The sequence below is a fragment of the Citrobacter sp. CK181 genome, from assembly GCF_030333595.1.
In the GTDB taxonomy this organism is placed as follows: domain Bacteria; phylum Pseudomonadota; class Gammaproteobacteria; order Enterobacterales; family Enterobacteriaceae; genus Citrobacter_B; species Citrobacter_B koseri.
The window spans coordinates 181,513-196,355 of record NZ_JAOWFN010000006.1 but is presented as its reverse complement, the minus strand read 5'-3'; the positions used below and the strand labels follow the sequence as shown (position 1 = coordinate 196,355).

Here is a 14,843-nt window from a genome sequence, read left to right as displayed (position 1 = left end):
CCGGCAAAAGGTTTGCCAATAATCGGATGCCAACCCTGGAGCTTGTCATCTTTTTATGGAGGAAACATGCGCCTGCCCATTATTCTGGATACCGATCCGGGTATCGACGATGCCGCCGCCATCGCCGCCGCCCTGTTTGCCCCGCAGCTTGACCTGCAACTGATGACCACCGTCGCGGGGAATGTCTCCGTAGAGAAAACCACCCGCAACGCGCTGCAACTGCTGCATTTCTGGAACGTGGATATCCCGCTGGCGCAGGGGGCCGCCACGCCGCTGCTGCGCCCGTTGCGCGATGCTGCTTACGTCCACGGCGAGTCGGGCATGGAAGGCTATGACTTTGTCGCCCATGATTGCCAGCCATTGGCAAAACCGGCCTTTATCGCCATTCGGGATGCCCTGATGAGCGCCCCGGAACCCGTCACGCTGGTCGCGATCGGCCCGTTGACCAATATTGCGCTGCTACTGACTCACTACCCGGAATGCGCTTTTAACATTCGTCGTCTGGTGATCATGGGCGGCTCTGCGGGGCGGGGAAACTTTACGCCGAACGCCGAATTCAATATTGCCGTCGACCCGGAAGCTGCTTCCCGCGTTTTTCAGAGTGGGATAGAGATTGTGATGTGTGGGCTGGACGTGACCAACCAGGCCCTGCTGGCGCCGGATTATCTGGCAAAACTGCCCGAACTTAACCGGACGGGAAAAATGCTGCATGCATTGTTTAGCCACTACCGCAGCGGCAGCATGAACACCGGGCTGCGTATGCACGATCTCTGTGCCATCGCCTGGCTGGTTCGCCCGGATCTGTTCACCGTTAAACCCTGTTTTGTCGCGGTAGAGACGCAGGGGGAATACACCGCAGGCACAACGGTTGTTGATATTGAAGGCCGGCTGGGTAAAAGCCCTAACGTGCAGGTGGCGCTGGAGATAGATGTGGCTGGCTTCCAGCAGTGGGTCGCCGATGTGCTGGCGCTGGCGCCCTAGGATTTTAGTTGTTGGCTAAGGTAATCAATCATGGCCCGTATTTTGAGCGGCATATGCTTGTTTCCAGCCCACAAAAGCCATAGCTCGCCGGAGTAGTTGCTGATGAACGTCCACTCCGGCAACACCTGCATGATTTCGCCGTCTTGTAATGCTTCTCTGGCCGTGAATGCGGGGAGACTGCCAATTCCCAGATGGCGCTTTACTGCGTCCAGTCTTACACCCGTATGATTAGCCGCATAGCGCCCCGTTGTTTGAACGACTTCTGTCTTACCTTGTTTACGAAATTTCCAGCGTGAGTCCGTTGGCGTCTCTCCGAGGCTAATGCAACTGTGCTGACGTAAATCTTCCGGGTGCGTCGGTGTCCCCTGTTTTTGCAGATACTCTGGCGTGGCGCAGAGGATGTGGGTGATTGGCATTAACGGCTTGCCATGCAACCCGGGCGAGGGGGTATTGGTGATTTGCAGCGCCAGATCGACACCATCATCAATGAGATCCATATAGCGGTCTTCGAGCCTCAGGCAAACATCAACCAGGGGAAAACGTTCAAGAAATTGCGGGATCAGTGGATGAATAACGAAGCGTCCGACGGCTTTGGGTACGCTGAGCGTAATCTTTCCCTGAGGAACGTGTTGTACGCTTCCCCCGGAATCAATGGCCTGTCGCGCTGCTTCCAGCATCATTTTTGCATGTTCATACACCATCTTTCCTGTTTCACTTAATGCCAGCTTACGTGTTGAACGATGCAACAACTGGCTGCCCGTTTCGCGTTCAAGGCGTGAAACGCTGCGGCTCATGGCTGATGGGGTCACACCTGCTGCGCGCGCTGCGGCAGAAAAGCTACCGTGATCAACAATCAACACAAAAGTGGCCAGATCGGGAAGGAGTGTCAAATTCATTTGTGTTTCTCAGGCAAAGATTCATTGCCGGGCAGGCGGATTATCTGCTCCGGGATAAATAATATACTGCCCTTCACGACAGGAGGACATATGACAGAACGTCTTTATTACAACACCGATGATACAGAAGGCATGGCATGTGTGACGGGGTGCTCTCCACAAATGGATGGCCTGTATGCCGTTACGCTCGATAAAACATTATTCCACCCTCAGGGAGGTGGACAACCCGCAGACAAAGGCTGGATTGCGGATATTCCGGTTTGCGGAATCATGTTACGTGATAATCAAATTATACATATTCTGCCGCAACCCGTTGCAGCGGGAGTGGTGCAGCTAAAAGTCGATGCACAGACACGTTTGCTCAACTCTCGTCTGCATTCAGCAGGCCATCTTATCGGGTGTGCGGGAGAAACATGGGGTTGGTCGCCAGTGAAAGCGCACCACTGGCCGGGTGAGGGGCGCATTACCTTTTCAGCAGGTGAACATACTCGTCTTCCTGATGCTGAAAATCTGCTGGCGTGTATTGAACAGTGGCAGGCGAAGGATTATGCCCGCCGAATTGAGTTTGACGGTGAGCGACGTAAAGTGGGGTTTGGCGAACTTCCGATGTACTTCTGTGGAGGAACTCATGTCACTTCGCTCGGCCAACTTGGTCGTATAACGATCGGTGGGATCAAAATGAAGAAAGGGCAGCTCATCATTAACTATTCCATTGAATAGCGTTCATTTGCTCTTGATCGCAGGCAGAGTTGCCTGCGGTGTCCCGCTTTTCCCGCATATAGCTTTTACTGATATCTCTCCCTGTTTATCATTAAATTCTAATTATCGACGTTTTTGGCTAGCGGCGCGGCGTGGCGCTGGTTAATCTGAAAACGATTTACGCAAAATTAACAAAAGAGAATAGCTATGCATGATGCACAAATCCGCGTTGCCATCGCGGGAGCCGGGGGACGCATGGGACGTCAGCTCATTCAGGCCGCCCTGGGGATGGACGGCGTTCAACTCGGCGCGGCGCTGGAGCGGGAAGGTTCTTCATTACTGGGCAGCGATGCCGGTGAATTAGCAGGCGCAGGGAAAACGGGCGTCACCGTGCAAAGTAGCCTGGAAGCGGTAAAAGATGATTTTGACATCTTTATCGATTTCACTCGCCCGGAAGGGACGCTGGCGCACCTGGCGTTTTGCCGTCAGCACGGTAAAGGCATCGTCATTGGCACGACGGGATTTGATGACGCGGGCAAGCAGGCCATTCGCGATGCCGCGCAGGATATCGGCATTGTGTTCGCCGCCAACTTTAGCGTCGGTGTTAACGTCATGCTGAAGCTACTTGAGAAAGCGGCGAAAGTGATGGGCGACTATACCGATATTGAAATTATCGAAGCGCACCATCGCCATAAAGTGGATGCGCCGTCAGGCACCGCGCTGGCGATGGGGGAAGCGATCGCCCACGCGCTGGACAAAGATCTGAAAGCGTGTGCGGTATACAGTCGTGAAGGTTATACCGGCGAACGCGTGCCGGGCACCATCGGTTTTGCGACGGTTCGTGCTGGCGACATTGTGGGTGAACATACCGCGATGTTTGCTGATATTGGTGAACGTATTGAAATCACGCATAAGGCCTCCAGCCGTATGACGTTTGCGAATGGCGCGGTCAGATCGGCTATCTGGCTAAAATCAAAGCCAAATGGTCTTTTTGATATGCGAGATGTGCTGGATTTAAACAATTTATAGCTGGTTTTTACCCTTCGTGATGTGGTTATGGTAATCATAATTTGTTGATTACATAGGGCAATAATTTATTGCCCTATTATTTTTAGATTTATCTTTCTATTTTTTATTTAAACTCGTGAATTAATCTGTTTTCTTCTGTTTATTTGTTGCTTTTATGTAAATTTTGACCAAATGGTCCACTTTTTTCTTCTCACTGGTTTCATAATGCATTCTTTCAGCCACGCAAGCGTTTTCCAGGACAAGTTAGCTGATCTTTTTGCCTGTTAAATCAGAACATCCTTGCCTGAGTCGTAAAACAATACAAAAAATACCGCCTTTAAGTTGACTTTTACCCGCCTTATCTTCAGAATGCCGCCGTTTGCCAGAAATCCACGGGTAAGCAGATTTGCATTGATTCAGGTTATACAAATGAATTAATATGCAAATAAAGTGAGTGAATATTCTCTGGAGGGTGTTTTGATTAAGTCAGCGCTATTGGTTCTGGAAGACGGAACCCAGTTTCACGGTCGGGCCATAGGGGCAACAGGTTCGGCGGTTGGGGAAGTCGTTTTCAATACTTCAATGACCGGTTATCAAGAAATCCTCACTGATCCTTCCTATTCCCGCCAAATTGTCACTCTTACTTATCCTCATATCGGTAATGTCGGCACCAATGAAGCCGATGAAGAATCCTCTCAGGTTCATGCGCAAGGTCTGGTCATTCGCGATCTGCCGCTGATTGCCAGCAACTTCCGCAATACTGAAGACCTCTCTTCTTACCTGAAACGCCATAACATCGTGGCGATTGCCGATATTGATACCCGTAAGCTGACGCGCCTGCTGCGTGAGAAGGGCGCACAGAACGGCTGCATTATCGCGGGTGATAACCCGGATGCGGCACTGGCGCTGGAGAAAGCGAAAGCCTTCCCGGGCCTCAACGGAATGGATCTGGCGAAAGAAGTGACCACCGCTGAATCCTATAGCTGGACGCAGGGAAGCTGGACGCTTGCAGACGACCTGCCGGAAGCCAAATCAGAAACTGACCTGCCGTTCCACGTTGTGGCTTACGACTACGGCGCGAAACGCAACATCCTGCGTATGCTGGTAGACAGAGGCTGCCGCCTGACGGTGGTTCCGGCGAAGACCTCCGCCGAAGAGGTGCTGAAGATGAACCCGGACGGTATCTTCCTCTCTAACGGCCCTGGCGATCCGGCGCCGTGCGACTACGCTATCGAGGCGATTCAGGCATTCCTCGAAACCGATATTCCGGTTTTCGGCATCTGCCTCGGCCATCAGCTGCTGGCGCTGGCGAGCGGCGCGAAAACCATCAAGATGAAGTTCGGCCACCACGGTGGTAACCATCCGGTAAAAGATATCGATAACAATACCGTGATGATAACGGCGCAGAACCACGGTTTTGCGGTGGATGAGGCTTCTATGCCTGCAAATCTGCGAGTGACGCACAAATCGCTGTTCGACGGCACTCTGCAAGGGATTCATCGCACCGATAAACCGGCGTTCAGCTTCCAGGGACACCCTGAGGCGAGCCCTGGCCCGCATGATGCCGCGCCATTGTTCGACCACTTTATCGAGTTAATTGAGCAGTACCGTCAGTCCGCGAAATAATCAGGAGTAAACAGAGCCATGCCAAAACGTACAGACATAAAAAGTATCCTGATTCTGGGTGCGGGCCCGATTGTTATCGGCCAGGCGTGTGAGTTTGACTACTCTGGCGCCCAGGCGTGTAAAGCGCTGCGTGAAGAAGGTTATCGCGTCATCCTGGTGAACTCTAACCCCGCGACCATCATGACCGACCCGGAAATGGCCGATGCGACCTACATCGAGCCGATTCACTGGGAAGTGGTGCGTAAAATTATTGAGAAAGAGCGCCCGGATGCGGTGCTGCCGACGATGGGCGGCCAGACGGCGCTGAACTGCGCGCTGGAGCTGGAGCGTCAGGGCGTGCTGGCTGAGTTCGGCGTGACCATGATCGGCGCCACTGCCGATGCGATTGATAAAGCCGAAGACCGCCGCCGTTTCGACGTGGCGATGAAGAAAATCGGCCTCGACACTGCCCGCTCCGGTATTGCGCATACGATGGAAGAGGCGCTGGCGGTTGCCGCTGACGTCGGTTATCCGTGCATTATCCGTCCATCCTTTACGATGGGCGGCACCGGCGGCGGTATTGCCTACAACCGCGAAGAGTTCGAAGAAATTTGCGCGCGCGGTCTGGATCTCTCCCCAACCAACGAACTGCTGATAGATGAGTCGCTGATTGGCTGGAAAGAGTACGAAATGGAAGTGGTGCGTGATAAGAACGACAACTGCATTATCGTCTGCTCCATTGAGAACTTTGACGCGATGGGCATCCACACCGGTGATTCCATCACGGTGGCTCCGGCGCAAACGCTGACGGACAAAGAGTACCAAATCATGCGTAACGCCTCGATGGCGGTACTGCGTGAAATTGGCGTGGAAACCGGCGGTTCCAACGTTCAGTTTGCGGTGAACCCGAAAAACGGTCGTCTGATTGTCATCGAAATGAACCCGCGCGTCTCCCGCTCCTCGGCGCTGGCGTCAAAAGCCACCGGCTTCCCGATTGCCAAAGTGGCGGCGAAACTGGCGGTGGGTTACACCCTCGACGAACTGATGAACGACATCACCGGCGGCCGTACTCCGGCATCGTTCGAACCGTCCATCGACTACGTTGTCACCAAAATTCCTCGCTTCAACTTTGAAAAATTCGCGGGCAGCAACGACCGTCTCACCACCCAGATGAAATCCGTCGGCGAAGTGATGGCGATTGGTCGCACTCAGCAGGAATCCTTACAAAAAGCGCTGCGCGGTCTGGAAGTGGGCGCCGCCGGTTTTGACCCGAAAGTGAGCCTGGATGACCCGGAAGCGCTGACCAAAATTCGTCGCGAGCTGAAAGATGCGGGCGCCGAGCGTATCTGGTACATCGCTGATGCGTTCCGCGCGGGTCTGTCTGTCGATGGCGTCTTTAACCTGACCAACATCGACCGCTGGTTCCTGGTGCAGATTGAAGAACTGGTTCGTCTGGAAGAGAAAGTGGCGGAGCTTGGCATCACCGGCCTCGACGCTGACTTCCTGCGGATGCTGAAGCGCAAAGGCTTCGCCGATGCGCGCCTGGCTAAACTGGCGGGCGTGCGCGAAGCGGAAGTGCGCAAACTGCGCGACCAGTTCAACCTGCACCCGGTTTACAAGCGCGTGGATACCTGTGCGGCGGAATTTGCTACCGACACCGCCTACATGTACTCCACTTATGAAGATGAGTGCGAAGCGAATCCGAACCAGGATCGCGACAAAATCATGGTGCTCGGCGGCGGCCCGAACCGTATCGGCCAGGGGATTGAATTTGACTATTGCTGCGTACACGCCTCGCTGGCGCTGCGCGAAGACGGTTACGAGACCATTATGGTCAACTGTAACCCGGAAACGGTCTCCACCGACTACGACACCTCCGACCGCCTGTACTTCGAGCCGGTCACGCTGGAAGATGTGCTGGAAATCGTGCGCGTCGAGAAACCGAAAGGCGTCATCGTACAGTACGGCGGCCAGACTCCGCTGAAACTGGCGCGCGCGCTGGAAGCGGCAGGCGTGCCGGTTATCGGCACCAGCCCGGATGCGATTGACCGCGCGGAAGACCGTGAGCGCTTCCAGCAGGCGGTTGACCGTCTGAAACTGAAACAGCCTGCTAACGCCACCGTGACGGCGATTGAACAGGCCGTTGAGAAGGCAAAAGAGATTGGCTATCCGCTGGTGGTTCGCCCATCCTACGTGCTGGGTGGCCGCGCGATGGAAATCGTTTACGACGAAGCTGACCTGCGTCGTTACTTCCAGACCGCAGTCAGCGTCTCTAACGATGCGCCGGTACTGCTGGACCGCTTCCTTGATGACGCGGTGGAAGTGGATGTGGATGCTATCTGCGACGGCGAAATGGTGCTGATTGGCGGCATCATGGAGCACATCGAACAGGCGGGCGTGCACTCCGGTGACTCCGCATGTTCTCTGCCGGCCTACACGTTAAGCAAAGAGATTCAGGACGTGATGCGCCAGCAGGTGCAGAAGCTGGCCTTTGAGTTGCAGGTGCGTGGTCTGATGAACGTGCAGTTCGCGGTGAAAGACAACGAAGTCTACCTGATTGAAGTGAACCCGCGTGCGGCGCGTACCGTACCGTTCGTCTCCAAAGCGACCGGCTTACCGCTGGCGAAAGTGGCGGCGCGCGTGATGGCGGGCAAATCGCTGACCGAGCAGGGCGTGACGAAAGAAATCATCCCGCCGTACTACTCGGTGAAAGAAGTGGTGCTGCCGTTCAACAAATTCCCGGGCGTTGACCCGCTGTTAGGGCCAGAAATGCGCTCTACCGGGGAAGTGATGGGCGTCGGCCGCACCTTCGCTGAAGCGTTCGCCAAAGCGCAGCTTGGCAGCAGCTCGACGATGAAGAAATCGGGCCGTGCGCTGCTCTCCGTTCGTGAAGGCGACAAAGAACGCGTGGTGGACCTGGCGGCGAAGCTGCTGAAACAGGGCTTCGAACTGGATGCGACTCACGGTACGGCGATTGTGCTGGGTGAGGCGGGTATCAACCCGCGTCTGGTCAACAAGGTGCATGAAGGTCGTCCGCACATTCAGGACCGTATCAAGAATGGCGAATACACCTACATCATCAACACCACCGCAGGTCGTCAGGCGATTGAGGACTCTAAACTGATTCGCCGCAGCGCGTTGCAGTATAAAGTGCATTACGACACGACCCTGAACGGCGGCTTCGCCACGACGATGGCGCTGAACGCCGATGCGACTGAAAAGGTGATCTCCGTACAGGAAATGCACGCGCAAATTACGAAGTAAGCGGCAGACGCATTTATCTGGTGATATAAAAAGGTTCCTGCAAAGGAACCTTTTTTTACGCCATAAGGTCATTCCTGGTCACATACGCTTCCTGGATGTGGTTTTCAATGTAACAAGCACGATTTCGCTCACACTAATCAACAATTAAGTCGCATACTATCCCCTTATATCCACAATTTATTTATGGTTAATGGCGTTATTTATATTCAGGCCATAACGAACCGTAGCAAGATTTTTAATTTGTAAAATGGTGTGCTTATGAGTGAAAAATATGTTGAGAAACCACTTTATTTGTTAATTGCTGATTGGGTAATGGCAGAAAACCGGTGGGTGAGCGCCAAAGAGATCGCGAAGCAATTTAATATGGATTATTGCAAAGCGATTAATACGGTTTCGTATATTCTTTCTGAAGTAGGGGAAATAGAGTGCGAGACCAGGACGATCCCTAATCAGCTGGAAGGGCGAGGATGCCAGTGCCAGCGTCTGGTGCGTATTAAGCGTATTGACGCGCAGCTCTATGCGCGTTTGGGTCATAGTGCGCAGGAGAAGATGGTAAAAGCGGAGAGAACCCCGCGAATGCCGGTTCCGCCCGCGGAGCTAAACCGCGAGCAGAAATGGCAGATGATGCTATCAAAAAGTATGCGTCGGTAATGTCGGTGTGCCGGATGATGGCGTAAATGCCTTATCCGGCCTGCAACGGCGTGTTGACCCGTAAGCCGGATAAGCGTCAGCGCCATCCGGCACAAAGCGCTACGCCGATTTTGGCTTCACCTCCGTCGTGCCTTTCAGGCGCGGCCGGTTCTTTTCGACCTGGGTTAAGGGTTGCGTTTCACATAGCGATGCCCGACAGCGTACCGCGAGATCCTGATATTCCTGCGTGTTGAGCCGTTTCCAGTGCAGCTCTTCATCCGTGACATCACGTTTGACGCGTGCAGGCGCACCAACCAGCAGCTGCCTGGGCGCGCCGACAAAACCCGCTTTTACAAAACTCATGGCGGCGACGATACTCTCTTCGCCGATGATTGCGCCATCCATGATTACGCTGTTCATGCCTACCAACGCATCACGACCAATCACGCAGCCGTGAAGGATTGCGCCGTGCCCGATATGCCCGTTTTCATGCACGATGGTGTCGGTATCGCAATAACCGTGCATGATGCAGCTATCCTGAAGGTTAGCGCCCGCCTCAAGAATCAGACGCCCATAGTCGCCGCGCAGCGATGCAAGCGGGCCGATATAGACGCCCGCACCAACGATGACATCGCCAATCAACACGGCGCTGGGATGCACGTACGCCTCTGGATGTACTACCGGAATCAGGCCTTCAAAGGCGTAATAGCTCATGGTTATTCCTCCGTGATTGTTGTCGGATGGCGTATAAGCGTTAGCGCCATCCGGCAGCGCGGCGCTAGCGGCCTTTCCAGACCGGATCGCGTTTTTCGGCAAACGCCTGCGGGCCTTCGATCGCATCTTCAGAGTGCAGTACCGACGGGTAATGCTTCAATGCGCCGCTGCGAATGTAGCGATAGCCTTCTTCCACCGGCATTTCGCTGGTTGCGCGGTAGATCTCTTTGAGGGCGGCGATCGCCAACGGCGCGCTGTTCACCAACTGTTGCGCCAGTTCGCGGGCGCTGTCCATTAACGCTTGCTGGCTGACAACCCGGTTCACAATTCCCCAGCGCAAGGCTTCTTCTGCGTCCATTCGTCTGCCGGTCATCAGCATTTCGTTGACGATAGCAGGCGGTAGTAGCTTAGGCAGGCGCAGCACGCCGCCGCTGTCAGGCACAATGCCGAGCTTTGCTTCAGGCAGCGCGAAACTGGCGTTATCGGCGCAGACGATAAAATCCGCCGCCAGCGCCAGTTCGAACCCGCCGCCGAAGGCATAGCCGTTAACGGCGGCAATCACCGGTTTATCCAGGTCAAAGATCTCGGTTAAACCGGCAAACCCGCCGGGGCCAAAATCGGCGTCCGGGGCTTCGCCTTCGGCCGCCGCTTTTAAATCCCAGCCTGCGGAGAAGAATTTTTCGCCGCCACCGGTGATGATCGCCACACGCAATTCGGGATCGTCACGGAAATTGAGAAAAACTTCGCCCATCTCAAAACTGGTTTTTGCGTCTATTGCATTCGCTTTCGGGCGATCCAGCGTAATTTCCAGAATCGGGCCGTGACGGGTCAAATGTAATGATTCACTCATATCTTCACTCCATTATTTAAAATCGGACGGGTAAGAATGCTTATTTCAGGTTCTTTTTAATTATTTTTCCTGAACAATTTCGGGGCAGATCATTTCTTATCTCAAGAAAAGAGGGGACTTTGAATTTCGCCATATTCTGTTCACAGAAAGCGAAAAACTCCTCTTCCGTTAATGTTTCACCTTCATTAAGCACCACAAAGGCTTTAATGGCTTCATCGCGGATCGAATCGTGAATACCAATAACGACGATGTCCTGAATTTTGGGATGAGCCGAAATAATGTTTTCCAGTTCGACGCAGGAGACATTTTCGCCGCCGCGTTTAATCATGTTGCAACGCCTGTCAACGAAATAGAAAAATCCCTCCTCATCCCGATAGCCGGAATCACCGGTATGCAGCCAGCCGTTGGCTTCCAGCGCTTTGGCGGTGGCTTCCGGCCTGGCGTAATACTCTTTAAAGAGGGTTTTTCCCGGCACGCCTTTAATACAGATTTCACCGATTTCTCCGGCGGGCAGCGAGCGGTTCTGCTCATCGCGGATGTCCGCCTCATAGCAAAACCCAGGGCGACCAATAGATGGCCAGCGCCGTTTATCGCCGGGACGATCGCCAATAATGCCGACAATGGTTTCCGTCATCCCGTAAGAGGTCAGCAGCCGGACGCCGAAACGTGCAATGAAAGCGTCTTTTTCCTGCACGGAAAGGTTGAGATAGAACATCACTTCGCGCAGACAATGCTGCCTCTCTTCCGGGGAGGCGGGCTGCACCATCAGCGTCCTGATCATCATCGGAATACATTCCGTGACGGTGGCGCGATACTTTCGTACCTGTCCCCAGAATGCGCGGGCGCTGTATTTTTCGATCAGCACAAAGGTGCTGCCTGCGGAGAATGCCGCCATTGCCGCAGTACACTGACAGTCAATATGAAAGGCGGGCATCACCGTCAAATAGACGTCATCTTCACGCAGCGCACACTGCCAGGAGGAGTAGTAACCCGCAAAACGCAGGTTGTAATGGGTAATGACCACGCCTTTGGGCCGCGAGGTGGTGCCAGAAGTAAACAGAATCTCCGCCGTGTCGTCAGTGGATAACGGCGGCGCATAGCACAATGTGGCAGGCTGCTGGTCTTTCAATTGAGAAAAATGGCTAACGTTATCTTCAACGGGCGCATTTTCGCCAATCAGACAGATATGATTGAGCAGGGTATCGTCCTCAAGCAGTATCTGGCGATACATCGGATAAAATTCAGCGCTGGTGACGATGAGCTGCGCGCGGCTGTTTTGTAAAATCCAGGCGCTCTCTTCGCGCAGGAGCCTGGCATTGATCGGCACCATGATGGCGCCAATTTTGGCCAGACCAAACCAGCAGAAAAAGAACTCCGGGCAGTTATCCAGATGCAGCGCGACGTTATCGCCTTTCTGAATGCCTGAGGCGAGGAAAAGGTTCGCCGTGCGGTTGATCTCTTCATTCAGCGACGCGTAGCTGAATTGCCGGACAACGCCTTCGCTGGATTCAAAAATAAGCGCCGTTTTATTTCCGTATACCTCGGCCAGGTCGTCCCACATCTGACGTAAGTTTTGTCCGCCAACGATATCCATTGCACTGTTATCCGTTCGAAAATAGGCATGCGCGCTAACCGGATAAACCGGTTAGCGCTTTGCGTTTAATCCTCAACTTTGGCCAGACCCTTGCTGACCAGTTCCTGTATATCTGCTTCGTTGTAACCGATGTTTTTTAGAATGGCGGCGGTGTCCATGCCATGCGACGGCATGCCACGCCAGATTTTCCCTGGGTTGTTTTTGAATTTCGGCATGATGTTTGGCCCTTTACAGGTACGGCCATCCATCGTGTGCCACTCGGTAATGGATTCGCGGGCGACGTACTGCGGGTTGTTTTCCAGTTCTGGAATGGTCAGCACTTTCGCGCAGGCGATATTCAGCTCGGCGAAACGCGCCTGCACGTCGGCGATGGAACGGGTCGCCAGCCACGCATCCAGTTTTTCCTCGACTAACGGCCCGTAAGGGCACTCAACGCGATGGATAAGCTGGGTGCCTTCCGGCACCTCTGGCGTACCCAGAATGTGCGCCAGGCCGATATCCTTAAAGCACTCGTTGATCTGCGTAATGCCGACCAACTCCATCACGATGTAACCGTCTGCGCATTTATACAGCCCGCATCCGGCGTAGTAGGGGTCTTTGCCTTTGGTCATGCGCGGGCAAATTTCGCCGCCGTTGAAGTAATCCATCATGAAGTACTGACCCATGCGCAGCATCACTTCATACATCGCCACATCAATGCTCTCGCCTTTGCCGGTTTCACGCACTCTGTGCAAAGCCGCCAGCGCGGCGGTGGTGGCGGTCATCCCGGAAAAATAGTCCGCCGTATACGGGAATGCGGGCATGGGTTGATCGACATCGCCGTTCTGAATCAGGTAACCGCTAAAGGCCTGGGCGATGGTGTTGTAAGCCGGGAGGTTGGTGTACTCCTCCGTGCCGTACTGACCGAAACCGGAAAGGTGGGCGATCACCAGTTTGGGGTTGTGTTCCCACAGCACGTCATCGGTAATTCCGCGACGGGCAAACGCCGGGCCTTTGCTGGCTTCGATGAAGATGTCAGTGGTTTCCATGAGCTTCAGAAACGCTTCCCGACCTTCATCTTTGAAGATGTTAAGGGAGAGGGCATGCAAGTTTCGGCGTGAAAGCTGCGGATAGTTCGGCTGGACGCGAATGGTATCGGCCCAGGCGACGTTTTCAATCCAGATCACTTCCGCGCCCCACTCTGCGAACATTTGTCCGGCGAACGGCCCGGCGATTTCAATCCCGGAGAACACGACCCGCAATCCGGCGAGCGGCCCGAAAGTGGGCATCGGTAAACGGTTCATAAATAAATTCCTGCATTTTTTGTAGGCCCGGCAAGCACAGCGCCACCGGGCAAATCGCCGGATGGCGGCGTAAACGCCTTATCCGGCCTACGATGTTTGTAGGCCCGGTAAGCGTAGCGCCACCGGGCAAATTGCCGGATGGTTTGTAGGCCCGCCACCGGGCAATGTTTAACGGTATTGCTTCAGCACGGCGCGGCCGAGCGTCAGGATCTGCATTTCGTCAGAGCCGCCGGAGACGCGGTCAACGCGCAGGTCACGCCAGAAACGCGTAATGCGGTGGTTGCCCGCAATCCCGACGCCGCCCAATACCTGCATGGCGCTGTCTACCACGTCAAACGCGGCGTTGGCGCAGAAGTATTTACACATCGCGGCATCGCCCGAGGTGATGGTGCCGTTATCCGCTTTCCACGCGGCTTCCAGCAGCATGTTTTTCATGGAGTTTAATTTGATCGCCATATGCGCGAACTTCTCCTGAATCAGCTGGAAGCGACCGATCGTCTCGCCAAACTGCACGCGCTGATTGGCGTAACGCGCAGCGTCTTCGAACGCGCACATCGCCGTACCGTAGTTGGTTAAAGCCACCAGGAAACGTTCGTGGTCGAACTCTTCTTTTACGCGGTTAAAGCCATTACCTTCCCGGCCGAACATGTCTTTTTCGTCCAGCTCAACATCGTCAAAATTGATTTCACAGCAGCTGTCCATGCGCAGGCCGAGCTTCTCAAGTTTATTAACCTTGATGCCGGGTTTGCTCATATCGACAAACCATTCGGTATAAATCGGTTTGTCCGGGGAGGCGCCGTCCCGTGCCATCACCACGATGTAGGGGGTGTAGGCGCTACTGGTGATGAAACACTTGCTGCCGTTAAGATAAACCTTGCCATTTTTACGGGTATAGGTAGTTTTTAAACTGCCAACATCCGATCCCGCTCCCGGTTCGGTGATCGCCGAGTTCCACATCTGCTTGCCGGTTCCCTGGAACGCCATGATTTTATCAATTTGCTCCTGGGTTCCTTCACGCAGGAAAGTGTTAAAACCTCCCGGCAATTGGTACAACACGTAAGTTGGCGCGCCCAGACGCCCCAGTTCCATCCATACGGCGGCAACGGTGACGAAACCGGCTTCCAGCCCGCCGTGTTCTTCCGGGATCAACAGGCTGTCGATGCCCATATCCGCCAGCGCTTTCACAAAACGTTCCGGGTAGACGCTGTCGCGATCGCACTCGGCAAAGTAGGCTTCCCAGTTCTCACTGGCCATCAGTTCACGAATACCGGCGACAAACAGTTCCTGCTCGTCATTCAAATTAAAATCCATCTTCCAGC

The 14,843-nt window shown here is 54.2% G+C and carries 12 protein-coding genes; 6 read left to right on the top strand and 6 right to left on the bottom strand.

The genetic code is table 11. The annotated features are described in order from the left end of the window. Positions 1-66 precede the first annotated feature (66 nt). Entirely contained in the window at positions 67-981 is a 915-nt protein-coding gene (rihC, locus tag OGW17_RS01425) for a ribonucleoside hydrolase RihC (RefSeq protein WP_012134143.1), read from the top strand. On the opposite strand, the gene OGW17_RS01420 is transcribed toward rihC, so the two are convergent. Next, on the bottom strand, positions 978-1,877 hold the full coding sequence (locus OGW17_RS01420; RefSeq protein WP_012134142.1) for a LysR family transcriptional regulator: 900 nt from the start codon (positions 1,875-1,877) through the stop codon (positions 978-980). The genes rihC and OGW17_RS01420 overlap by 4 nt on opposite strands. Positions 1,878-1,967: 90 nt before the next feature. Here OGW17_RS01420 and OGW17_RS01415 point away from each other — a divergent pair, with 90 nt between their 5' ends. The 5 genes from OGW17_RS01415 to caiF all read left to right on the top strand — a co-directional run bounded on the left by OGW17_RS01415 (position 1,968) and on the right by caiF (position 9,104). Then, complete coding sequence (locus tag OGW17_RS01415) at positions 1,968-2,597, top strand: alanyl-tRNA editing protein (RefSeq protein WP_071257529.1); 630 nt, start codon at positions 1,968-1,970, stop codon at positions 2,595-2,597. A 186-nt stretch (positions 2,598-2,783) separates the two neighbouring features. Continuing rightward, positions 2,784-3,605: a 4-hydroxy-tetrahydrodipicolinate reductase gene (gene dapB / locus OGW17_RS01410; RefSeq protein ID WP_049010172.1), complete on the top strand. Its 822-nt coding sequence runs from the start codon at positions 2,784-2,786 to the stop codon at positions 3,603-3,605. 456 nt (positions 3,606-4,061) lie between these two features. Beyond that, on the top strand, positions 4,062-5,210 hold the full coding sequence (gene carA / locus OGW17_RS01405) for a glutamine-hydrolyzing carbamoyl-phosphate synthase small subunit (RefSeq protein ID WP_024130719.1): 1,149 nt from the start codon (positions 4,062-4,064) through the stop codon (positions 5,208-5,210). A gap of 18 nt (positions 5,211-5,228) precedes the next feature. Further along, a complete protein-coding gene (carB, locus tag OGW17_RS01400; RefSeq protein ID WP_012134136.1) occupies positions 5,229-8,453 on the top strand; it encodes a carbamoyl-phosphate synthase large subunit in 3,225 nt (1,074 codons plus the stop codon). Positions 8,454-8,711: 258 nt separating this feature from the next. Next, positions 8,712-9,104 carry a carnitine metabolism transcriptional regulator CaiF gene (gene caiF, locus OGW17_RS01395; protein ID WP_012134135.1) on the top strand — a complete coding sequence of 131 codons (393 nt, stop codon included), beginning with the start codon at positions 8,712-8,714 and terminating at the stop codon, positions 9,102-9,104. 99 nt (positions 9,105-9,203) lie between these two features. On the opposite strand, the gene caiE is transcribed toward caiF, so the two are convergent. The 5 genes from caiE to caiA all read right to left on the bottom strand — a co-directional run bounded on the left by caiE (position 9,204) and on the right by caiA (position 14,835). Then, positions 9,204-9,797: a carnitine operon protein CaiE gene (gene caiE, locus OGW17_RS01390; RefSeq protein ID WP_047459010.1), complete on the bottom strand. Its 594-nt coding sequence runs from the start codon at positions 9,795-9,797 to the stop codon at positions 9,204-9,206. Positions 9,798-9,861: 64 nt separating this feature from the next. Beyond that, a complete protein-coding gene (caiD, locus tag OGW17_RS01385) occupies positions 9,862-10,647 on the bottom strand; it encodes a crotonobetainyl-CoA hydratase (RefSeq protein WP_058668554.1) in 786 nt (261 codons plus the stop codon). A gap of 40 nt (positions 10,648-10,687) precedes the next feature. Beyond that, the gene (gene caiC / locus OGW17_RS01380) at positions 10,688-12,241 is read right to left on the bottom strand and encodes a crotonobetaine/carnitine-CoA ligase (protein WP_058668555.1); all 1,554 of its coding nucleotides are present in this window, start codon (positions 12,239-12,241) and stop codon (positions 10,688-10,690) included. A 65-nt stretch (positions 12,242-12,306) separates the two neighbouring features. Next, positions 12,307-13,524, bottom strand: coding sequence for an L-carnitine CoA-transferase (gene caiB / locus OGW17_RS01375; protein WP_071257536.1), 1,218 nt, complete (start codon positions 13,522-13,524; stop codon positions 12,307-12,309). A 168-nt stretch (positions 13,525-13,692) separates the two neighbouring features. After that, positions 13,693-14,835, bottom strand: a complete 1,143-nt coding sequence (gene caiA / locus OGW17_RS01370) for a crotonobetainyl-CoA dehydrogenase (protein ID WP_012134130.1) — start codon at positions 14,833-14,835, stop codon at positions 13,693-13,695. Positions 14,836-14,843 lie beyond the last annotated feature (8 nt).